Consider the following 21,450-nt stretch of genomic DNA (forward strand, 5'->3'; position numbering starts at 1 on the left):
CGCCGCCGAGGGGGCTAGGCGGCGGTGCCGGTGCCCTCCTCCGTGGTGCGGGCCGGGCCGCCGAGGCCCATGTCGCGCAGGACGGCCCCGGCGGCCCGCCGGGCGGACTGGAGGGCGCCCTGGACGGAACTGGTGTCGCGATGATCCCCGCACACGTACAGACCCGAAAGCACCCGCACCGGCCGCCGCAGGTCGTGCGGCGCGGGCATGGCCGGCACCGCGTCGGGATCGGTGTGCAGGGCCAGCAGCTCCCAGCGCTCGGTCGAGGTGTCGTACAGCTCGGCCAGGTGTGCGCGGATCGACTTGTCGTCCTCGCCGTCCGGGGGCGGCCCGAGCACCACCGAGCTGACCAGGGCCCGGCCGGCCGGGGCGCGGGTCGGGTCGACCGCGCTGGCCGGCAGGGTGTGCGAGACCGGGCCCAGCCGGTCCGCGTCCAGCACCAGGACCGGCTCGCGCACCGGTGCGGCCGGCGCCGCGTGGTGAACCACCGTCACCTGGTGGAAGGCCGGCATCCGCAGGCCCGGCAGCAGGGCGCACGCCGACCGCGCGTCGGTGGCCACGACCACGGCCCGGCACGGGAGTTCGCCGCCGTCCTCGGTCAGCACCGCGTTCACCGCGACCCGGGTCGCGCGCGTGCCCAGCCGCACGGTGCCCGGCGGCAGCGCCGCCGCCAGCCGCTCCGGGACGCGCGCCGCGCCGCCCGTGGGCAGGCACGTGCGGCCGCGGGCGAACGCCCGCAGTGCCAGGTCCGCGACCCGGCTGGACGTGCCGAGTTCCGGGTCGCACAGCAGCGCGGCCAGCAGCGGCCGCAGGAACCCCTCGACCGTGCGCGGGGCGAAGCCGCGCGCGTTGAGCGCCTGCGCGGCGGTCGTCTCGGGGCGCGCGCCGAGGCGGGTCGCCGGAGTGCCGGCGAGGCGGTTGAGGGTCGCGCCGAGCCTGGCCTTGTCCAGCGCGGAGCCGATCGGCGCGCGGGCGGAGCTGAACGCCACCCGCATGCCGCGCGGATCGCCGACCCGGTAGCCGCGGCCCGCGCCGCGCAGCACCACGCCGGGCGCGACCGGTGCCAGCGGCAGGCCGCGCAGCGCCGCGCTGCGATGCAGCTCGGGGAAAGAGGTGTTGAGCAGTTGCGGGCCGCGGTCCAGCCGGAAGCCGTCCACCGTGTCGGTGGCCATCCGGCCGCCGACCCGGTCCGCGGCCTCCAGGACGGTGACCGTCAGGCCGCCGTCCACCAGATGCCGGGCCGCTGCCAGCCCGGCGAGTCCCGCACCGATCACGATCACGTCCGCGGCGGTCACCGCCCGTTGCCCGCGTGCTGGTGAGAGCACGATGCCCCTCCCGGAGATCGGGTCCGTTCCCCGCTCGCGCCGGAGGTATGCCTGGAGCGCCGCCGACGCTGGTAGGGGTCATGCCCCCAACAAAGGCAAACGATGCGGGACCGACCCGACGTTTCCGGACTTCCCGCCGTCAGGGTGCGGACAGCGCGGCCCTGATGGCCTCTTCGATCTCCGGCTGCGCGAAGGAGAAGCCGGCGTCGAGCAGCCGCCGCGGCCGTACCCGCTGGCTGCCGAGCACGTCGCCGGCGAACTCGCCGAGCGCGGCGCGCAGTACCGGCGCGGGCACCGTCGCCAGCGTCGGGCGGCGCAGTACCCGGCCCATGGTGCGGGTGATCTCACGGTTCGTCAGCGGTTCGGGCGCGGTGAGGTTGACCGGCCCCGACAGGTCCGGGGTGTCGACGAGGAAGCGCAGGGCGGCGATCTCGTCGGCCAGCGAGATGTAGCTCCAGTACTGGTCGCCGCTGCCCAGGCGGCCGCCGAGGCCGGCCCGGAAGATCGGGAACAGGGGAGCCCAGGCGCCGCCGGTCCGCGCCACGACCAGGCCGGTACGGGCGTGCACGGTGCGGATGCCGGCGTCCCGGGCCGGGTCGGCCGCGGCCTCCCACTCGGCCACCAGGTCGGCGAGGAACCCCTCGCCCCGGCCGCCGTCCTCGTCCACCCAGCGGTCGCCGGTGTCGCCGTAGTACCCGATGGCGCTGCCGCAGACCAGGACCGACGGCGGAGTGGGCAGGGACGCGGCGGCGCGGGCCACCGCGGCGGTGCCCTTCACCCGGCTGTCCCGCAGCACCTTCTTGCGGGCCTCGGTCCACCGGCGCGAGCCGACGGAGGCGCCGGCCAGGTGGACGACGGCCTCGCAGCCGGCCAGGCCCTCGACGTCGACGGTCCCGGCGTCGGGGTCCCACCGCACCTCTCCGGCCTTCTTCGGGGCATGCCGCACCAGGCGCACCACCTCGTGGCCGTCCTCGGCCAGGTCCGCCGCCAGCGCCCCGCCGATCAGCCCGCCGGCCCCGCTCACCGCAATCCGCATGCCCCCATCTTGCCGCGCCACGGGCGGGGCGGCCGGGCAACCCACCAGGGCGTCAGCCGAAGCGGGACCAGAGGTGCGGGTAGCGGGCCGCCATCGCCGCCTCGTCGTCGAAGTCGATCCGCTCGCCCTCCGGGGCCGCCTGGCGCGGGAGTTCGAGGTCGGGCAGCCGCACGCCGGTGAGCTGCTCGTACGCCTCGTCCGACGCGTACCCCAGGTCCTCCGCGTCGCCGTCGGTCTCCGGGTCGAACTCCGGGGCCAGGAACGCCAGATCATCGGGGTCCGCGAGCGCGCCCTCGAAGACGTGCCGGCCCTGGCCGATGAGCCAGCAGCGGAAGAAGTCGAACGACTCCTCGTCCGCGCCGCCCAGCATGATGTCGGCCGCCCCCCACAGGTCCCAGCGGAAGGCCCGGGCGAACCGCGTCTCGAAGTGCCGCGCGAAGTCCAGCACGGCCTCCGGGTCGAGCTGTGCCAGCCGCTCGACGACCAGGTCGGCCTGCTCCTCGGGATCGTCCTCCGCGGCCTCGCGTGCGCTGTCGACGATCTCCCAGAACTCCGTCTCGTCCATCACGCGTCCAGCTTCCCGAAACGGGAGGCGCGCCGCACGCGGAGCGGCCCGGATGCGCCCGTGTCGTTACGTTCCGGCGGAGCGTCAGCGCCGGCGCAGCTCCAGCCGGAAGCGCACCGTGCGGCGCTGCGGCCGGTAACCGAGGGCGGTGTTGACGGCGAGCATGTGCCGGTTCTCGTCGGCGGTGTCCGCCAGGACCTCGGTGATCAGCGGGTGCTCGGCCCGGACCCGCCGCAGCATCGCCGCCTTCAGCCACAGGCCGAGACCGTGGCCGCGGTGCGCCGGCAGCACGGCGGTGTCGTACTGGCGGGCGCGGCCCGACCGGGCGGCGGGCACCACGAGTTCGGTGTAACCGGCCACCTCGCCGTCCACCTCGCAGACCGCGGCGACCGCCAGCAGGTGGTCGCCGTGCCGGGCGACGGCCTCTGCGGCCTCCCGGACCCGGGCCTCGGCCCAGGGCGCGTCGGCGGCGTCCCGGCCGCCCGCGGACGGGCCGGCCGTGTCCTGCCGGGCGCGGGCGAACGAGGCGGCGAGCCCGTCCGGCACGGCGCCTCCCTCCCAGCCCGCCAGCCGGTAGCCGGCGTGCGGTACGTCGGGCAGTTTGTGGATCCGCTCGGGGACCTCGTCCATCGCCAGCCGCAGCCAGGTCAGCCGGGTCACCGGCCGGAAGTCGCGGGTGGCCAGGAAGCCCTCGCCGGACGTGCCGGCCATCACCTCGGTGACCATGCTGCGGCAGCCCGCCGCGCGGGCCGCCTCGGTGACCGTGAACAGCAGCCGGGAGCCCGCGCCCATCCGGCGGTGCGCGGGATGGACGGTCATCTCCACCTCGGCGACGTCGCTGCGGGCCGGTTGCGAGAACAGCCGCAGGGTCGCGGTGGCCACCGCCTCCTCGCCGGCGCCGCGCACCAGCCACAGCACCAGCCTGCTGTCGGCGACCGGTTCGGTCAGCCGCGCCCGCACGTCGTCCTGCGTCGGGACCGGCTCGCCCGGCCGATCGTGGGCGAGCGCGGCGGACTGCACCCGGTGCCAGGCGCGGAAGTCCGCGGCGGTGGGCTCCGTCAGCGGAAGCGGGTTGGCAGGCATCCGGGGGAACGTAGCCGCTGGACGGAGCGGCCTGCAATCCCTTTCCGGCCGGTAGATTGGCTGCTTTCCAGCCGAACGCACGGGTCACCCGGGAGCGCGGATGCCGCGGGTGGCGACCCGCGGGACACGCGCGCAGGACGGTGCCGCGCCCTGCGTTCACGGGCGCGGCACCGTCCGGTACCGCTCAGAGGCCGTACTTCTCCACGGCCTTCTTCACCGTCTCCGGTTTGACCTCGCCGCGCCGGGCCAGGGCACCGAGTGCCTGCACGACCACGGACTGCGGGTCGACGCCGAAGTGGCGGCGGGCCGCGTCACGGGTGTCGGACAGGCCGAACCCGTCGGTGCCCACCGACGTCCAGTCCTGCTCCACCCACGGGGCGATCTGGTCGGGCACCGCCCGCATCCAGTCGCTGACCGCGACGACCGGGCCGGGCGCCCCGGCCAGCGCACGGGTCACGTACGGCACCCGCTCCTCGCCGCGCAGCCGGGCCGCGTCGCACTCCATCGCGTCGCGGCGCAGCTCCGTCCAGGACGGTGCGGACCACACGTCGGCGGCCACACCCCAGTCCTCGGCCAGCAGCCGCTGGGCTTCCAGCGCCCAGTGGACGGCGGTGCCGGAGGCCAGCAGCTGCGCCTGCGGCGCGTCGGCGGGCGTGCTCACCGCGTCGGCCGCCCGCTGGTAGCGGTACAGGCCCTTGATGATGCCCTCCTCCACGCCCTCGGGCATGGCCGGCTGGACCTTCGGCTCGTTGTAGACCGTCAGGTAGTAGAAGACGTCCTTGTCCTCGCCGTCCTCGCCGTCCACGCCCTCCTGGCCCTCGGGCGCGGGCCCGTACATCCGGCGCAGGCCCTCGCGGACGATCACCGCGACCTCGAACGCGAACGCCGGGTCGTAGGAGAGCGCCGCCGGGTTGGTGGACGCCAGCAGGTGCGAGTGGCCGTCGGCGTGCTGCAGGCCCTCACCGGTCATCGTGGTGCGGCCGGCGGTCGCGCCGATCACGAACCCGCGGCCCAGCTGGTCGGCGAGCGCCCAGAACTGGTCGCCCGTCCGCTGCCAGCCGAACATCGAGTAGAAGATGTAGAACGGGATCATCGGCTCGCCGTGGGTGGCGTACGACGTCGCCGCGGCCGTGAAGTCGGCGAGCGAACCGGCCTCGGTGATCCCCTCGTTGAGGATCTGGCCGTCCTTCGCCTCCTTGTAGTACAGCAGCTGGTCGCGGTCGACCGGGTCGTACGTCTGGCCCTTGGGGGAGTACAGGCCCGCGGACGGGAACAGCGACTCCATGCCGAAGGTGCGGGCCTCGTCGGGCACCACGGGCACCCAGCGCCGGCCGGTCTCCTTCTCCCGCATCAGGTCCTTGACCAGCCGGACGAACGCCATCGTGGTGGCGATCTCCTGGCCGCCGGAGCCCTTCTGCAGCGCGGTGAACGGCTTGTCGCCGGGCATCGGCAGCGCGACCGGCGCCACCTTGCGGGCCGGCGCGGGACCGCCGAGCGCGGCGCGCCGCTCGCGCAGGTACTTCGCCTCGGGCGAGTTCTCGCCGGGGTGCCAGTACGGGACGACGTCGGCGTCCAGCGCGCTGTCCGGGATGGGCAGCTCCAGCAGGTCGCGCATCGTGCGGAACTGCGCGGCCGTGAGCTTCTTCATCTGGTGGTTGGCGTTGCGCGACTCGAAGCCGGCGCCGAGCGTGTAGCCCTTCACCGTCTGCGCGAGGACCACCGTCGGGGCGCCCTTGTGGTCCAGCGCCGCGCGGTAGGCCGCGTACACCTTGCGCGGCTCGTGGCCGGCGCGCGAGGTCTGGAACAGCTCCAGCAGCTTGGCGTCGCTGAGCCCGGCCGCTATCGCGCGCAGCGCGGGGTCGCCGCCGAAGAAGTGGTCGCGGATGTAGGCCGCGTCCCGGGTGGCGTAGGTCTGGAACTGCGCGTCCGGGGTCTGCCGCAGGCGGCCGATCAGCGCGCCGTCGGTGTCCTGGGCGAACACCTCGTCCCAGGCGACACCCCACAGGGACTTGACGACGTTCCAGCCCGCGGCGCGGAACTGGGCCTCCAGCTCCTGCACGATCTTGAAGTTCGGGCGGACCGGGCCGTCGAGCCGCTGCAGGTTGCAGTTGATGACGAACGTGAGGTTGTCCAGGCCCTCGCGGGCGGCCAGCGCCAGTGCCGCGGTGGACTCCGGCTCGTCCATCTCGCCGTCGCCGAGGAACGCCCAGACGTGCGAGTCCGAGGTGTCCTTGATGCCGCGGTGCTCCAGGTAGCGGTTGAAGCGCGCCTGGTAGATCGCCGACAGCGGGCCGAGGCCCATCGAGACGGTGGGGAACTCCCACAGCCACGGCAGCCGCCGCGGGTGCGGGTACGAGGGCAGGCCGTCGCCGCCGGCCTCCTGCCGGAAGCGGTCCAGCTGGGCCTCGGAGAGCCGTCCGTCGAGGAACGCGCGGGCGTAGATGCCGGGGGAGGCGTGGCCCTGGATGTAGAGCTGGTCGCCGGAGCCGTCGCCCTCCTTCCCGTGGAAGAAGTGCTGGAAGCCGGTCTCGTACAGCCAGGCCGCCGACGCGAAGGTGGCGATGTGGCCGCCGAGGCCCAGCCGGCTGCCGCGGGTCACCATCGCCGCGGCGTTCCACCGGTTCCAGGCGGTGATCCTGGCCTCCATCGCCTCGTCGCCCGGATAGGCGGGCTCGGCGGCGGTCGGGATCGTGTTGAGGTACTCGGTCTCGAGCAGCGGGGGCAGCACCGCGCCGGCGGGGGATCCCGCCGCGCCGGCCGCTTCCGCCGCGTACTCGTAGGTCCGCCGCATCAGGTACGCGGCCCGGTGCGGCCCCGCTGCCTGGGTGACCGCGTCAACGGACGCGCGCCACTCCGCGGTCTCCTCGGAGTCCCGGTCGGGGATCTGGTCGAGCTGGCTCGGCCGTGTGGGTCGTACGGCGTCGGGCATGGGTGGCCGCCTTCCGAACGGAGGGAGGGGTGGGGAAGGGCATGTCGGCACGACAGGTTGCTCCCCGGATGTCGACGATAACCCTGCGATCGATGATCGATCAATGCTTTCCGGCCTGGAAAAGAAAAGTCGGCACGGGGTGCCAGCCTTGGGGGCACGCGGTGTCAGGCGGGTGCCGCCTTGGAAACCGCGGCCGACGGGGTCCGGCCGCCTTCAGCCGGACGGCCCGGCGGGCCGTCCGGGGTCAGACCTGCGGGGCGCAGCTGAGCACGTGCTCCTTGACGATCGTGCAGATCGCCGGGTCCCGGCGGACGAAGGCGTCCACGATCTCCTGGTGCTCGGTGGCGTACGCCCGCGGCGCCGGGCTCAGCCAGCGGATCGACAGCGTGGTCCACACCTCGATGCCCAGCGCCTGCCAGGCGTGCGTCAGCACGGCGTTGTCGGCGGCGCGCACCAGCTCCTGGTGGAACGCCACGGTGTGCCGCACCTGGGCCTCGCCGTCCAGCAGGGCGTCGGCCTGCTGCAGCGCGGCGACCTCCCGCTCCAGTGCCGAGGGGTCCTCGGCCAGCCGCTCGGCGGCCAGCTCCGCCGCGACCTGCTCCAGGCCGGCCCGCACCGGATAGCTCTCCTTGAGGTCGGCCGCGGTCAGGCCGCGCACCCGCACGCCCTTGTTCGGCGCCGACTCGATCAGCCGCAGGCTCTCCAGCTCGCGCAGCGCCTCGCGCACCGGCGTCTGGCTGACCTGCAGCTCGGCCGCGATCCGCCGCTCCACGATGCGCTCGCCGGGCTTCCACCGCCCGCTGACGATCCCTTCGAGGATGTGCTCGCGGATCTGCTCGCGCAGGCTGTGCACGATCAGGTTGGGAGAGGCGGCTGAGGCCATCACGGTGCACTCCTTCGCGCGGTGCGTGACATAGACGATACGGCGTGGCGGCAAGCGTGACTCCGCTTGATGGCCGGACTTCCTTCGCACTTCCTCCGCACACCCGCCTCCCGCCGACGACGGCGCCCCCGCCCCGAGGTGTCGGGACGGGGGCGCCGGTGCCGGTGGGCGGGCGTGCGGCCGGGAGGTCAGAGACCCAGCTCGACCTCGAACTCGCCTGCTTCCAGGATCTCCTTGACCGCGGTCAGGTAGCGGGCCGCGTCGGCACCGTCCACCAGCCGGTGGTCGTAGGAGAGCGACAGGTACGTCATGTCGCGGACGCCGATGACCGTGCCCTCGGGGGTCTCCACGACCACCGGGCGCTTGACGGTCGCGCCGATGCCGAGGATCGCGGCCTGGTTCGGCGGGACGATCACCGTGTCGAACAGCGCACCGCGCGAGCCGGTGTTGCTGATGGTGAAGGTCGCACCGGCCAGGTCGTCCGGGGTGATCTTGTTGGACCGGACGTTGCCCGCCAGCTCGGCGGTCTTCTTCGCGATCCCGGCGATGTTCAGGTCGCCCGCGCCCTTGATGACCGGGGTCATCAGGCCCTTCTCGGAGTCCACCGCGATCCCGATGTTCTCGGAGTCGAAGTAGGTGATCGTGCCCTCGTCCTCGTTGATGCGGGCGTTGATCACCGGGTGGGCCTTGAGCGCCTGGGCGGCCGCCTTGACGAAGAACGGCATCGGCGACAGCTTGACGCCCTCGCGGGCCAGGAAGGAGTCCTTGGCCTGCGCGCGCAGCCGCATGATCCGGGTGACGTCCACCTCGACCACGGTGGTCAGCTGCGCCTGCGAGTGCAGGGCCTTCATCATGTTGTCGCCGATGACCTTGCGCATCCGGGTCATCTTGACCGTCTGGCCGCGCAGCGGGGACACCGCGGGCGCCGCCTTCGGGGCGGCGGCCGGAGCGGCCTGGGCCGGGGCGGCGGCCTTCGCGGCCTCGGCGGCGGCCAGCACGTCCTGCTTGCGGATCCGGCCGCCGACACCGGTGCCGCGCACCGAGGCCAGGCTCACGCCGTTCTCGGCGGCGAGCTTGCGGACCAGCGGCGTGACGTACGCGCCCTCGTCGACCGGGGCGGTCGCCGCGGGCGCCGGAGCGGCCGGGGCCACCGGAGCCGGAGCGGCCGGGGCGGGCGCGGGCGCGACCGGAGCCGGGGCGGCCACCGGAGCGGGAGCCGGCGCCGGAGCGGCCGGAGCAGGGGCGGGAGCCGCCGGGGCCGGAGCCGGGGCGGGAGCCGCGGGCGCCGGGGCGGGCGCGGCCGGAGCCGGGGCGGCGGCGGGCGCGGCACCGGCGGCGCCGATGACGGCCAGCCGGCCGCCGACCTCGGTCGTCTCGTCCTCCTGGACCAGGATCTCCAGCAGGGTGCCGGCGACCGGCGACGGGATCTCGGTGTCGACCTTGTCGGTCGAGACCTCCAGCAGCGGCTCGTCGGCCTCGACCGACTCGCCGACCGCCTTCAGCCAGCGGGTGACGGTGCCCTCGGTGACGGACTCGCCGAGCGCCGGCAGCAGCACGTCGGTGCCGGACGCACCGCCCGCGGGGGCGGCGGCCGGAGCCGGGGCGGGCGCGGCTGGAGCCGGCGCGGGGGCCGCGGCCTGGGCCGGAGCGGCCGGCGCCGGAGCGGCGGGGGCAGGCGCGGCCTGCGCGGCCGGGGCCGGAGCGGCGGCGGGCGCGCCGCTGCCGTCGTCGATCACGGCCAGCTCGGCGCCGACCTCGACCGTCTCGTCCTCGGCGACCTTGATGGACGCGAGCACGCCGGACGCGGGGGACGGGATCTCGGTGTCGACCTTGTCGGTCGAGACCTCGAGCAGCGGCTCGTCGGCCTCGACGTGCTCACCTTCGGCCTTCAGCCAGCGGGTGACGGTGCCCTCGGTCACGCTCTCGCCGAGCGCCGGCAGGGTTACGGAAACCGCCATGGTTGCGGTTGCTCCTCACGGATCGGTGCGGATGGGGTGGGCGTGCGGAGGGTCAGTCGTGCGAGTGCAGCGGCTTGCCCGCGAGCGCGAGGTGGGCCTCGCCGAGGGCCTCGCTCTGCGTCGGGTGAGCGTGGATGAGCTGCGCGACCTCGGTCGGCAGCGCCTCCCAGTTGTAGATCAGCTGAGCCTCGCCGACCTGCTCGCCCATCCGGTCGCCGACCATGTGGACACCCACGACGGCCCCGTCGCGCACCTGGACGAGCTTGACCTCGCCCGAAGTCTTGAGGATCTTGCTCCGGCCGTTGCCGGCCAGGTTGTACTTGACCGTGACGACCTTGTCCGCGCCGTACAGCTCCTTGGCCTTGGCCTCCGTGACGCCCACCGAGGCGACCTCGGGGTGGCAGTACGTCACGCGCGGCACGCCGTCGTAGTCGATCGGCACGGCCTTCAGGCCCGCCAGGCGCTCCGCGACGAGGATGCCCTCGGCGAAGCCGACGTGCGCCAGCTGCAGGGTCGGGACCAGGTCGCCCACGGCCGAGATGGTCGGCACGTTGGTGCGCATGTACTCGTCGACCAGGACGTAGCCGCGGTCCATCGCGACGCCCTGCTCCTCGTACCCCAGGTTCTGCGAGACCGGGCCGCGGCCGATCGCGACCAGCAGCACCTCGCCCTCGAAGGTCTTGCCGTCGGCCAGGGTCACCTTGACGCCGTCGGCGGTGTACTCGGCGCTCTGGAAGAAGGTGCCCAGGTTGAACTTGATGCCGCGCTTGCGGAACGCCCGCTCCAGCAGCTTGGAGCTGTTCTCGTCCTCGACCGGCACCAGGTGGGGCAGGCCCTCGACGATCGTCACGTCGGTGCCGAAGGACTTCCACGCGGAGGCGAACTCGACGCCGATGACGCCGCCGCCGAGGATGATCGCGGACTTCGGCACGCGGTCCAGGACCAGCGCGTGGTCCGAGGAGATGATCCGGTTGCCGTCGATCGTCAGGCCCGGCAGCGAGCGCGGCACGGAGCCGGTCGCGAGCAGCACGTGGCGGCCCTCGACGCGCTGGCCGTTCACGTCGACCGAGGTCGGGGAGGACAGCCGGCCCTCACCCTCGATGTACGTCACCTTGCGCGAGGCCACCAGGCCCTGGAGGCCCTTGTAGAGGCCCGAGATCACGTCGTCCTTGTACTTCAGGACGGCAGCGATGTCGATGCCCTCGAAGGTGGTCTTCACGCCGAACTGCTCGCTCTCGCGAGCCTGGTCCGCGATCTCACCGGCATGCAGCAGTGCCTTGGTGGGAATGCATCCCTGGTGCAGACAGGTGCCCCCGAGCTTGTTCTTCTCGATCAGGGCGACGTCCAGTCCCAGCTGCGCGGCACGCAGAGCGGCAGCGTAGCCGCCACTGCCACCGCCGAGGATCACTAGGTCGAAAACAGTGCTGGCGTCGTTCGCCACGTCACGTCCTCCATGCATGGGTACGCCGGAGCCGGTCCACCATGACCGGTCGGCGGCTTGGTTCGGCCGCTTTGTCTCAAAGGGGGCCCTGTCGTGCCGAGACAACATCTTCGCACTTCTCGGCGGCAGACGGGTCACCGGGCCGGGGGCCGACCCACGCAGTACGGCCCCGGAGTGTGACATCCGGGGCCGTACGTGAGGGAAGTCACCCGGTCAGAGCAGCTCGTCCTCGGCGGCCTGACGGGCCAGGCTCACCAGGGTGCGCACCGCGGTGCCGGTGCCGCCCTTCGGCGTGTAGCCGAACGGCCCGCCCTCGTTGAACGCCGGGCCGGCGATGTCCAGGTGCGCCCAGGTGATGCCCTCGCCCACGAACTCCCGCAGGAACAGGCCGGCGATCAGGCCGCCGCCCGGCCGCACGCCCATGTTGGCGATGTCCGCGGTGGGGGAGTCGAAGGTCTTGCGCAGCTGCTGCGGCAGCGGCATCGGCCAGGAGTCCTCGCCCTGCGCCAGCGCGGTGGTGTGCACGGCGGCGCGGAAGTCGTCGTCGTTCGCCATGATGCCGAAGCGGCCGTCGCCCAGCGCCAGCACCATCGCGCCGGTCAGCGTCGCCACGTCCACGATCGCGTCCGGCGTCTCCTCCGACGCGCGGGCGAGCGCGTCGGCCAGCACCAGCCGGCCCTCGGCGTCGGTGTTCAGCACCTCGACGGTCTTGCCGCTGTACATCCGCAGCACGTCGCCGGGGCGGGTCGCGTTCCCGCCGGGCATGTTCTCGGCCAGCGCGAGCCAGCCGGTGACGTTGACCTCAAGGCCCAGCTTGGCGATCGCCACGACCGCGGCGAACACCGCGGCGGCGCCGCTCATGTCGCACTTCATCGTCTCGTTGTGGCCGGCCGGCTTCAGCGAGATGCCGCCCGAGTCGTACGTGATGCCCTTGCCGACGAAGGCCAGGGTGCGGTCCGCCTTGGGGTGCTTGTACGCCACCCGCACCAGGCGCGGCGGGGTCGCCGAGCCGCGGCCGACGCCGATGATGCCGCCGTAGCCGCCCTTCGCCAGCGCCTTCTCGTCGAGCACCTCGACCTTGAGGCCGAACTCCTTGCCCGCGGCCTGCACCTGGGCGGCGAACGCCTTCGGGTCCAGGTCGTTGGAGGGCGTGTTGATCAGGTCGCGGGCGCGGTTGACCTCCGCGGACACCGCGGTGGCGCGCTCGGCCGCGGCCTTGTGCTCCTTGTCGCGCGGCTTCGCGCCGACCACGGCGACCTCGCCGAGCGAGCCCTTGCCGCCGTTCTCCGTCTGGTAGGCGGTGAACGCGTAGGCGCCCAGCAGCGCGCCGGTGGCGACCGCCTCGACCTCGGCGGCGTCGGCCGCGGGCAGGGCGAACGCGGCCTTCTTCGCGCCGGCCAGGGCGCGGGCCGCGACACCGGCGGCCTTGCGGAGCGCCTCCAGGTCGTAGCCGTCGCCGTCCTCGGGAGCCTCTCCCAGGCCCACCGCGAGCACGATCGCGGCCTTCACGCCGGACGGCGCGGGCAGCTTGGTCGCCTCGCCCTCGGCGCCGGACGCTCCGAGCGTCTCCAGGACGGCGACCAGCTTGCCGTCGAAGGCGGCGTCCACGGCTTCCGCTCCCGGGGCCAGCCGGGGGCCCTTCGCGCCCTTGGCCAGGCCCACGACGACGGCATCCGCCCGCAACGCTGCGGCGGAAGAGGTACTGAGAGTCAGAGCAGTCACGGTGGGTGAGGTCCTATTCGGTCGAGGTCCTGGGCGGCCGGTGGGTGGCCCGGCCGGGCTCCCGCATCGTATTCCGCCACATCAGCGGGGCGGGGCGAGAGCGTTCAACCCTCCGAGGGTACGCCCGGCTCCCCACTGTCCCCCGCGGGGAGCCGCACCCTCTCCTCTCCGGGCCTCCGCCCCCACCTGCCCCTGTGTCACCTTGCGCTGTGGGGCAACCCTCGGGCCTGCGGCCCCGCTTGGGTCACCTTGCGGTGTGGGGTCACCATCAGGGCTCGGCCCGCCCCTGGGCCACCGTGCGGTGTACGGCAACCATCAGGGGCGCGAGGTCCCCCAGAGCTGCGCCTGGGAGGTGCCCCCTGCGCGAGCAACCGGCCACCGGCCGGTGGTCCGGAGCGGACCGATCTGCCCCTTCGGGGCGGTGACGACCTGCGGCCCGCAGTCGGGCTGGGCGCGCAGTTCCCCGCGCCCCTGGCGGGGCACGCCCTGCCCCGCGACGAGACGTCGCCGTCGCACGGCCCGTGAGTGGCTGGGCGCGCAGTTCCCCGCGCCCCTGGCGGGGCTCGTCCTGCCCCGCGGGGCAGCGTTTGCCGTCGCACGGTGGGAGGGGGCCGCACCCCGCAGGGGGTCAGCGGAGGGCGAGGGGGAGGAGGGTGGCGAGGGTGGCGACTTCGCAGAGGGCACCGAAAACATCACCGGTCACCCCGGAGAAGCGATGAACGCACCGCCGCAGCAGGCACTGTGCAGCGAGCAGGCCGAGGACAGCGGCGACCGCGGTCCGCAGCGCGGTGAGCCCGCCGAAGGGAAGCCCGGCCGCACCGGAGACCACGACACAGGCCGCCGCCACGAAAAGCGCTGCCCGCAGCGGTACGGCCTCGGCGACGGCCGCCCCCAGCCCGCCGGGCCGCGCGGCCGGCACCCCGGGCCGGCACGCCAGCGTCATCGCGGCCCGCCCGGCCACCGCGGCCAGCACCGCCGCGAGGCCGCCGTACACCCAGCCGTGCCCGTAGGCACCGGACAGCGCGGCGACCTGCCCGAGCAGCACCAGCACGAGCACGACCACGCCGAACGGCCCGATGTCCGACTGCTTCATGATCTGCAGGGCCTCGGGCGCGGGCTTGCCGCTGCCCAGCCCGTCGGCGGTGTCGGCGAGCCCGTCGAGGTGCAGGCCCCGGGTGAGCGCCGCGGGCACCGCGGCCGCGCCGGCCGCGGCGAGCAGCGGAGCCGCGCCCAGCGCGACGAGGACGCCGCCGGCGACCGCCGCGGCCAGGCCCACCACGGCGCCGGCCAGCGGCGCGGCCAGCATGCCGCCGCGGGCGGCTCCCCGGTCCCAGCGGGTGACCCGCACCGGGAGCACGGTGAGCGTGCCGAAGGAGAAGCGGAGGGCGTCGAGCGGGGCTGGCCTGGTCACCGCGCGAGGCTACCGCGCACCCCTCGCTCCGCCGCCGCCAGTGCCAGGACCACGGCCACCCCGGCCAGATGCTCGTACCCGGCGAGGTTGGTCACCCAGACCACCTCGACGACCATGGCGACGCCGATCGCCGCGGCCGTGCACCAGGCCCGGTAGCGGCACGCGGCGTAGACGCCGAGCGCGACGACCGCCGCGGACGGACCGGTGTCGCGCACGTCCAGTGCCTGCGGCGCCAGGCCGAGCAGGATGCCGGGACCGGCCCACACGGACCACCGTGCGAAGCAGGTGCCGGCGAGCGTCGCCAGCAGTGCGACGCCGAGGGTGCGGCGGGCGCCCAGCGTCGTCTCGGCGATCCCGAACACCACGACCACCTGCACGACCAGGCCCCAGATGGGCAGCGAGGGGTCGGGCACGAACAGCGACAGCGGGGTGCGCAGCAGCGCCTGCCACCACGGCAGCGTGGCGTAGACGCCGCCGAGCCGCTCCACCCAGTCGCTGACGCGGTCGGAGTGCTGCACCAGTTGCAGCGCGAGGATCCCCGCGCAGGAGGCGAGCGTCAGCGGGACGGCCCGCGGGCCGGACTGGCGCAGCCGCCGCCACACGTCGGGGAAGACCGCGCCCCACTCGGCGAGGGCCAGCCGCCGCAGCCGCCCCGCGGTGCCGCGCCCGGCTCCCGCCGCCGTGGGCCGTGCGCTCTCAGGCGGACTCGCGGCGCCGGCGCAGCGGCACCGGGAGCCGGGGGATGCCGAGGAAGCCTTCGGCCCGAGCGCCGGCGAGGCCGATTCTGGGCAGTTCGCTGGACTTGCCGAACAGCACATAGCGCGGCTCCCAGATCGGGCGGAACTTGGCGTTGGCGCGGTACAGCGACTCGATCTGCCACCACCGCGAGAAGAACGTCAGCAACGAGTGCCACAACCGCAGCACGGGTCCCGCCCCCAGCCGCGAGCCCCGCTCGAACACCGAGCGGAACATCGCGAAGTTCAGCGAGATCTGACGGACCGACACCTCGGCGGCCCGCTCGATCAGCTCGATCACCATGAACTCGATCAGGCCGTTGTCGGCGCTGCGGTCCCGGCGCATCAGGTCCAGCGACAGCCCGTTCGGCCCCCACGGCACGAAGCTCAGCAGGGCCCGCGGCCGGCCGTCCCCGTCCGAGCACTCGACCATCACGCACTCGCCGTCCGCCGGGTCGCCGAGCCGGCCGAGCGCCATCGAGAAGCCGCGCTCGGTCGCGCCGTCGCGCCAGTGGTCGGCGCGCTCCACCAGGATGTCCATCTCGTCCTGCGGGATGTCGGCGTGCCGCCGGATGCGGACCGTGCAGCCGGTCCGCTTGACCCGGTTGTACGCCTGCCGGACGGTCCGCATCGCGCGGCCCTCGAGCGTGAAGTCGTCGGTCTCGACGATGGCCTCGTCGCCGAGTTCCAGCGCGTCCAGGCCGTGCCGTGCGTAGACCGTGCCGGCCTCCTCGCTGGCGCCCATCACGGCCGGCACCCAGGCGTGCTGCCGGGCCTCGGCCAGCCATGCGTCGATGGCGCCGGGCCACGCCTCCGGGTCGCCGATCGGATCGCCGGAGGCCAGCGTGACGCCGCCCAGCACGCGGTAGGCGATCGCGGACTTGCCGCTCGGCGACCAGATGACGCTCTTGTCGCGGCGCAGCGCGAAGTAGCCGAGCGAGTCGCGCTCGCCGTACTTGTCCAGCAGGGTGCGCAGCCGGTCCTCGTCCTCGGCGCACAGCAGCTCCCGGCCGCGGGGCGAGCGGAACGCGACGAACAGCACGAGCAGGAAGAGCAGCGCACTCATCACGTTGATGACGACGTCGACCCAGCCGGGCGTCGAGATCGCGGCGAACGCGGTGTCGCTGGGCACCAGGGAGACCAGCCGGACCAGGGCGTAGCCGAAGATGTCGCCGAACGTCGCGCCGTGCGCGGAGTTGGTGGCGGCCACCAGCCCGGTGCCGACGAGTCCGGCCAGCACCAGCCCGACCACCGCCACCAGGGCGGCGTGCCAGGGGTTCGCCGGGTCGCCCTTGGCGCGGAACTCGCGCCGCCCGAGCAGCAGCGCCGCCAGGAACGAGCCGGTCAGCGCCAGCGACACCCAGTTCTGCGGGTGCCGGTGGATCTGCGGCCACACCATGCTCAGCGCGAGGGCGGCGAAGAACAGGCCGCACAGCACCAGGTTCAGGATCCACGCGGCCCGCTTGTGGCGGCCCATCATCACCGACAGGAACAGCGCGAACGCGGTCGAGGTGAAGCCCGCGGTGAGCAGGTACGGCGTGAAGTAGTCCTGCGCGTTGTGCCGGCGGATGTCCGCACCGAAGCTCACCCAGACCGCGCCCAGCAGGTTCACTGCGGTGACGATGCGGAGGTACCACACCGTGAAGACGGCGGCGCGCCGGGCGGTTCCCATGTCTGGGAAGTTTATGCCGGAATGTCCGGATAGCCGGTCATGGTCGCCGGACAGCGCGGGGAATCGCGCGGCTGGCTGCCCGGACGTGCGCCGGGGCGGCCGCCGGGGGAGAATCCCCGCGGCCGGTCGTCCGGAAGGTCGTGCGGCCGGTCGCGGGGATTCTCCCTGGGGCGGCGATCAGGCCGTCAGCTCCGCGGAGAGCAGGGCGGCGCCCTGCAGCAGGGGCAGCGCCAGCAGCGCGCCGGTGCCGCCGCCGGAGTGCACGGCGTGGTCGAGCAGCGGGGTCAGCGAGATCCGGTCCAGGGCCTTGGCCTGTCCGGCCTCCCCGCTGGCGTGTCCGGCCAGCCACCAGTCCGGCGCGCGGAACGCGATCCGCTGCGCCACCAGGGCGCAGGCCGCGCTGACCACGCCGTCCAGCACGACCGGCATCTTCCGGACCGCGGACTGCAGCAGGAAGCCGGTGGTCGCCGCGAAGTCGGCGCCGCCGACGGCCGCGAGCAGCGCCAGCTGGTCGCCCAGCACCGGGCGGGCCCGGCGCAGGCCGTCGCGGATCGCCGCGCACTTGCGCATCCACGCGAGGTCGTCGACGCCGGAGCCGCGGCCGGTCACCACGGAGGCGTCGGTGCCGCACAGCGCGGCGATCAGCACGCCGGCGACCGTCGTGCCGCCCACGCTCACGTCGCCGAGCAGCACCAGGTCCGTCCCGGAGTCGGCCTCCTCGTCGGCCAGCGCCATCCCGGTACGGAACGCCTGCTCGGCCTCCTCGCGGGTCAGCGCGTCCTCGATGTCCAGCCGGCCCGAGCCGCGGCGCACCCGGTGCGCGGTGACCTCGGCGGGCAGCTCCTCCGGGTCGCAGTCCAGGGCCATGTCCACCAGGCGCACCTCCGCGCCGAACTGGCGGGCCAGGATGCTGACCGGGGCGGTGCCGTCGAGGACCGCGCGGGCCAGCGTGGACGCGGTGCCCGCCGGGCGGGTGGACACCTCCAGCTCGGCCACGCCGTGGTCGGCGGCGAACACCAGGACGCGCGGCCGGGCCAGCGGCCGGGCCGGTACCTGTCCTTGCACCGCCGACAGCCAGTCCGCCAGCTCGGCCGGCTTGCCCAGCCCGTCCGCCGGCCGCACCAGCTCCCGCCAGCGTTCCTGCGAGTCCCGTCGCAGCCCTGCGTCGGGGCGCTCCACCGAGGAGCCGAAGTCGTCCAGATCGATGCCGCTCACCCGCCGAACAGTACCGTGACGATTCCTCTGCGGTGCTTCCCCCTCCACCGGCCGTCGGTTCGGCCCCACCCCGAACCCCCTTCCCCTGCCCGCCCGATGCGGTGTGGGGCACCCCTCGGGGCTCGGCCCCGGCTCTGGGCCACCTCGCGGTGTGGGGTCACCATCAGGGGCGCGGGGTCCCCCAGGGCTGCGCCTGGGAGGTGCCCCCTGCGCGCGCAACCGGCCACCGGCCGGTGGTCCGGGACGGATCGATCTGCCCCTTCGGGGCGGTGGCGAACTGCGGCCCGCAGTCGGGCTGGGCGCGCAGTTCCCCGCGCCCCTGGCGGGGCACGTTCCTGCCCCGGGGGGCAGCGTCGCCGGCGGGCGGCCGGTGGGGGTTGGGCGCGCTGGGGGCACCTCCCAGGCGCAGCCCTGGGGGACCCCGCGCCCCTGGCGAGGGCTTCGCTGCCGTCGCACGGCCGGGGCGGGGGGTCAGCGGAGGGGGAGGGGGAGCCCGGAGACGAGGAGCAGGACATGCTCGGACTCGGCGGCGACAGAAGCGTTGAGACGGCCCAGCTCATCCCGGAAGCGGCGCCCCGAAGCGTGGGAGGGGACCACGCCGGAACCCACCTCGTTGGAGACGGCGACCACCGTCCGCCGGGTGTTGCGCCACGCGACGGCCAACTGCTCGGTGCGGGTCCGCACCTGGCGGTACGCACCGTCGTTCCACGCCTCGTCGTCCCACGCGCCCGCCGAGTCCATCACGTCGGTGAGCCACAGCCCGAGGCAGTCGATGAGCAGCGGCGGGCCGTCCGACGAGAGCAGCGGGACGAGGTCGCGGGTCTCCTCGGTGCGCCACCCGGCGGGACGCCGCTCCCGGTGGTCGGCGACCCGCCGCGCCCAGTCGGCGTCGTCCTCCCGGCTGCCGCCGGTCGCCACGTACACCACCTCGGGGAACGCCGAGAGGCGCCGCTCGGCCTCGGCCGACTTGCCGGAGCGCGCACCCCCGAGCACCAGCGTGCGGCGCGGCACGTCCGGCACGCTCTGGTAGTCGCCGGCGACCAGCGTCGTACCGTCCGGCACGGCCCGCGCGCCGAGCGCGGCGAGCCGGCGGCCCAGCTCCGGCTGCGGCGGCGCGCTGTGCCCGATGTGGACGGCGACCACGTCCGTCGTGGAGGCGACCGCCCCGGCCGCGCGCAGCCGCGCGAGCGCGTCGGGCCGCCCCACCACGTCCAGCAGTACCAGGTCGTACGGCTCCGCGCCGTCCTCGGGGAGCCCGGCGGGCGCGCAGCCCGGCGGCAGATACAGGGCGCGCAGCCCGTCCGGGGACTCCACCGCGTACCCCGTGCCCGGCGCGTCCGTGGCCACCGCCTCGACCCGGTGGCCGGTGATCAGCGGCAGCCGCTGCCCGTCCGGCACCCGGGCCGGCGCGGGCAGGCCGGGAGGGATCTCCACGGCCGGGCCGTCGTGCGGGTGGGAGAGCAGCACCAGGCGCAGCGCGCCGAGGCTCTGCCCGGCCCGCGCCGCGGCCAGCGCGACACCCGGCGTCAGGTCGATCAGCACGACGCCGTCGATCAGCACCGCGGTCGCCGCACGGGCGCCGGCACCGACGGCGAGGGCGCAGGCCGCGCACGGGCAGTCGGGCAGCGGCAGGCCCTCGGGGCCGCCGGTGCCGAGCAGAGTCAGTTCCACGGAGTGATCCTCTCGCGTCCGGCCCGCGGTGGCGCGTCCGGCCCGCCATGCGGCGAAAGGCCCGTTACGCGCCCGGACGGTGCCGATACGCTGCGAGAGCAGCAGGGAGGATCCGGCAGGACCCCGGATCGCCCCGACAACTCCAGACGACACCCCCAGACGACAGACGACCTCACAGGACCGAGGAGAAACACATGGCGTGGACGTGGCGGTTCGAGAAGGCCGACGGCAGCGAGGTGCCGCCCGCGGTGGAGCCCGAGGAGTTCACCACCCAGGGTGACGCCGAGTCCTGGATCGGCGAGGCATGGAAGGAGCTGCTGGAGGGCGGCGCCGACCAGGCCGTGCTGTTCGAGGACGAGACGAGGATCTACGGCCCGATGAGCCTGCACGCCGAAACCGCCGACAGCGCGGAGGACCCGGACGGCGGTGCGGCCGTCCAGGCCGTGGACGGCACCGAGCCGGTGCACGGCGCGACCGTGGCCCCCGAAGCCGCGGACGGGAGCTGACCGCGGGCCGCCCGCGGGACACCGGCGTCCCCGGCGTCCCGCGGGCGGCCGCCCCGGTCCGGCAGCCGGCTCACACCGGACTCAGCCCAGCGTCCCCAGCGTCACCTGCACCGTCTTCGTCGTCCCGTCCCGCTCGTAGGTGACCGGCACCTGCTGGCCGGGCTTGAGGCCCGCGAGGGCCGCGGTCAGCGACTGCACCGTGGTGATCGGCGCGTTGTCCACCTTGGTGATCACGTCGCCCGCCTGGAGGCCGGCCTTCTCCGCCGCGCCGCCCTTGGTCACCGAGACGATCGCCACGCCCGCCGGCTGGAAGTCGGAGCCGACCACGCCGCGGACCGTCACCCCCAGGCCCGCCCGGCCGGAGTTGGTGACCTTGCCGTTCTGCACGATCTGGCCGGCGATCCGCTGCACCGTGGAGGCGGGGATCGCGAAGCCGATGCCGGGTGCGGCGCCGCTGCCCAGCTGCGGGTCCGTCGCCGCGAGGGTGGGGATGCCGATCACCTGGTCGTTCAGGTTGACCAGCGCACCGCCGCTGTTGCCCGGGTTGATCGCCGCGGACGTCTGCACCATGTCCGGGATGGTCGCGCCCGTCCCGCCGTCGGACGCGCTCTCGCTGACGGTGCGGCCGGTCGCCGAGACGATGCCCTCCGTCACGCTGCTGGACAGGCCCAGCGGATTGCCCATCGCCAGCACGATGTCGCCGACCACGACGCTGGAGGAGTCCGCGAACGTCGCCGGCTGCAGCCCGCTGGGCACCGAGTCCAGCTTGATCACCGCGAGGTCGCCGGCCGGGTAGCTGGCCACCAGTTTCGCGCCGAGCGGCCGCCCGCCGGTGGCGAGCGAGACCTGGAAGGTGGTGGCGTTGCCCACCACGTGGGCGTTGGTGACGATGTCGCCCTGGCCGTCGTAGACCACGCCGGAGCCCAGGCCCGCGGCGGTGGTGATGGAGACGACCGACGGCAGCACCTTCTTCACCGCGTTCGTGTACGCGGTCTGCAGGTCGCCCGCGCTCGACGCCTGCTGGTCCGCGGCCTGGACCGGACCCGGCGTCTGCGCCGCCGCGTGCCCGCCCGTACCGCCGGAGGTGCACCCGGTGGCCAGCAGCGCCGTGGCGGTCAGCGCGGCCGCGGCGGCGGGCAGCAGGACGCGGGAGCGGCGCGGTCCGGTCCCGAGCGGTCCGGTCCCGAGCGGTCCGGTCCCGAGCGGTCCGGTCCCGTGCGGCCGGCCTCGGTCGAGGCGGCGGGAACGAGCACTGCGGGCGAGGGCGGGGTGCGATCCACTCATGCCGGAAATTCTCGC

The 21,450-nt window shown here is 74.5% G+C and carries 15 protein-coding genes and 1 pseudogene; 1 reads left to right on the forward strand and 15 read right to left on the reverse strand.

Annotated features, from left to right (window positions below; genetic code table 11):
• Nucleotides 1-14: 14 nt before the first annotated feature.
• The 14 genes from ACH4TG_RS02255 to ACH4TG_RS02320 form a co-directional block, all read right to left on the reverse strand.
• Nucleotides 15-1,325 carry an NAD(P)/FAD-dependent oxidoreductase gene (locus ACH4TG_RS02255; protein WP_398239877.1) on the reverse strand — a complete coding sequence of 437 codons (1,311 nt, stop codon included), beginning with the start codon at nt 1,323-1,325 and terminating at the stop codon, nt 15-17.
• 139 nt (nt 1,326-1,464) lie between these two features.
• Complete coding sequence (locus tag ACH4TG_RS02260; RefSeq protein ID WP_398239879.1) at nt 1,465-2,361, reverse strand: TIGR01777 family oxidoreductase; 897 nt, start codon at nt 2,359-2,361, stop codon at nt 1,465-1,467.
• Nucleotides 2,362-2,413: 52 nt separating this feature from the next.
• Nucleotides 2,414-2,926 (reverse strand): DUF4240 domain-containing protein, encoded by a 513-nt coding sequence (locus ACH4TG_RS02265; RefSeq protein ID WP_398240464.1) that lies wholly within the window; start codon nt 2,924-2,926, stop codon nt 2,414-2,416.
• 84 nt (nt 2,927-3,010) lie between these two features.
• Complete coding sequence (locus ACH4TG_RS02270) at nt 3,011-4,009, reverse strand: GNAT family N-acetyltransferase (RefSeq protein ID WP_398239881.1); 999 nt, start codon at nt 4,007-4,009, stop codon at nt 3,011-3,013.
• 184 nt (nt 4,010-4,193) lie between these two features.
• Nucleotides 4,194-6,938, reverse strand: coding sequence for a pyruvate dehydrogenase (acetyl-transferring), homodimeric type (gene aceE / locus ACH4TG_RS02275; protein ID WP_398239883.1), 2,745 nt, complete (start codon nt 6,936-6,938; stop codon nt 4,194-4,196).
• Between the two features lie 244 nt (nt 6,939-7,182).
• Entirely contained in the window at nt 7,183-7,821 is a 639-nt protein-coding gene (locus ACH4TG_RS02280; protein WP_398239885.1) for a GntR family transcriptional regulator, read from the reverse strand.
• A 188-nt stretch (nt 7,822-8,009) separates the two neighbouring features.
• A complete protein-coding gene (gene sucB / locus ACH4TG_RS02285) occupies nt 8,010-9,779 on the reverse strand; it encodes a 2-oxoglutarate dehydrogenase, E2 component, dihydrolipoamide succinyltransferase (protein ID WP_398239887.1) in 1,770 nt (589 codons plus the stop codon).
• A 52-nt stretch (nt 9,780-9,831) separates the two neighbouring features.
• Nucleotides 9,832-11,220, reverse strand: a complete 1,389-nt coding sequence (lpdA, locus tag ACH4TG_RS02290; RefSeq protein ID WP_398239889.1) for a dihydrolipoyl dehydrogenase — start codon at nt 11,218-11,220, stop codon at nt 9,832-9,834.
• A gap of 213 nt (nt 11,221-11,433) precedes the next feature.
• Nucleotides 11,434-12,942: a leucyl aminopeptidase gene (locus ACH4TG_RS02295; protein WP_398239890.1), complete on the reverse strand. Its 1,509-nt coding sequence runs from the start codon at nt 12,940-12,942 to the stop codon at nt 11,434-11,436.
• Nucleotides 12,943-13,570: 628 nt separating this feature from the next.
• Nucleotides 13,571-14,353: an adenosylcobinamide-GDP ribazoletransferase gene (locus ACH4TG_RS02300; RefSeq protein WP_398239892.1), complete on the reverse strand. Its 783-nt coding sequence runs from the start codon at nt 14,351-14,353 to the stop codon at nt 13,571-13,573.
• The gene (locus ACH4TG_RS02305) at nt 14,350-14,955 is read right to left on the reverse strand and encodes a hypothetical protein (RefSeq protein ID WP_398239894.1); all 606 of its coding nucleotides are present in this window, start codon (nt 14,953-14,955) and stop codon (nt 14,350-14,352) included. The genes ACH4TG_RS02300 and ACH4TG_RS02305 overlap by 4 nt, the downstream gene beginning before the upstream one ends.
• A 94-nt stretch (nt 14,956-15,049) precedes the next feature.
• Nucleotides 15,050-16,759 carry a phosphatidylglycerol lysyltransferase domain-containing protein gene (locus tag ACH4TG_RS02310; RefSeq protein WP_398239895.1) on the reverse strand — a complete coding sequence of 570 codons (1,710 nt, stop codon included), beginning with the start codon at nt 16,757-16,759 and terminating at the stop codon, nt 15,050-15,052.
• Between the two features lie 177 nt (nt 16,760-16,936).
• Nucleotides 16,937-17,974 carry a nicotinate-nucleotide--dimethylbenzimidazole phosphoribosyltransferase gene (cobT, locus tag ACH4TG_RS02315; RefSeq protein WP_398239897.1) on the reverse strand — a complete coding sequence of 346 codons (1,038 nt, stop codon included), beginning with the start codon at nt 17,972-17,974 and terminating at the stop codon, nt 16,937-16,939.
• A gap of 471 nt (nt 17,975-18,445) precedes the next feature.
• Entirely contained in the window at nt 18,446-19,645 is a 1,200-nt protein-coding gene (locus ACH4TG_RS02320; RefSeq protein WP_398239899.1) for a bifunctional adenosylcobinamide kinase/adenosylcobinamide-phosphate guanylyltransferase, read from the reverse strand.
• 194 nt (nt 19,646-19,839) lie between these two features.
• On the opposite strand from ACH4TG_RS02320, the pseudogene ACH4TG_RS02325 reads away from it, so the two are divergent.
• Nucleotides 19,840-20,046 (forward strand): annotated as a pseudogene (locus ACH4TG_RS02325) (hypothetical protein); the annotation flags it as partial.
• 186 nt (nt 20,047-20,232) lie between these two features.
• Here ACH4TG_RS02325 and ACH4TG_RS02330 read toward each other — a convergent pair.
• Nucleotides 20,233-21,435, reverse strand: coding sequence for a S1C family serine protease (locus ACH4TG_RS02330; RefSeq protein WP_398239901.1), 1,203 nt, complete (start codon nt 21,433-21,435; stop codon nt 20,233-20,235).
• Nucleotides 21,436-21,450: the final 15 nt, after the last annotated feature.

Origin of the sequence: Streptomyces sp. NPDC020917, assembly GCF_044333795.1 — a bacterium.
Lineage (GTDB): Bacteria > Actinomycetota > Actinomycetes > Streptomycetales > Streptomycetaceae > Actinacidiphila.

Coding starts and splice junctions, on each gene's coding strand:
- ACH4TG_RS02260 (WP_398239879.1), bottom strand. CDS start 2,361: ATGCGGATTGCGGTGAGCGGGGCCGGCGGGCTGATCGGCGGGGCGCTG.
- ACH4TG_RS02265 (WP_398240464.1), bottom strand. CDS start 2,926: ATGGACGAGACGGAGTTCTGGGAGATCGTCGACAGCGCACGCGAGGCC.
- ACH4TG_RS02270 (WP_398239881.1), bottom strand. CDS start 4,009: ATGCCTGCCAACCCGCTTCCGCTGACGGAGCCCACCGCCGCGGACTTC.
- aceE (WP_398239883.1), bottom strand. CDS start 6,938: ATGCCCGACGCCGTACGACCCACACGGCCGAGCCAGCTCGACCAGATC.
- ACH4TG_RS02280 (WP_398239885.1), bottom strand. CDS start 7,821: ATGGCCTCAGCCGCCTCTCCCAACCTGATCGTGCACAGCCTGCGCGAG.
- sucB (WP_398239887.1), bottom strand. CDS start 9,779: ATGGCGGTTTCCGTAACCCTGCCGGCGCTCGGCGAGAGCGTGACCGAG.
- ACH4TG_RS02310 (WP_398239895.1), bottom strand. CDS start 16,759: ATGGGAACCGCCCGGCGCGCCGCCGTCTTCACGGTGTGGTACCTCCGC.
- ACH4TG_RS02330 (WP_398239901.1), bottom strand. CDS start 21,435: ATGAGTGGATCGCACCCCGCCCTCGCCCGCAGTGCTCGTTCCCGCCGC.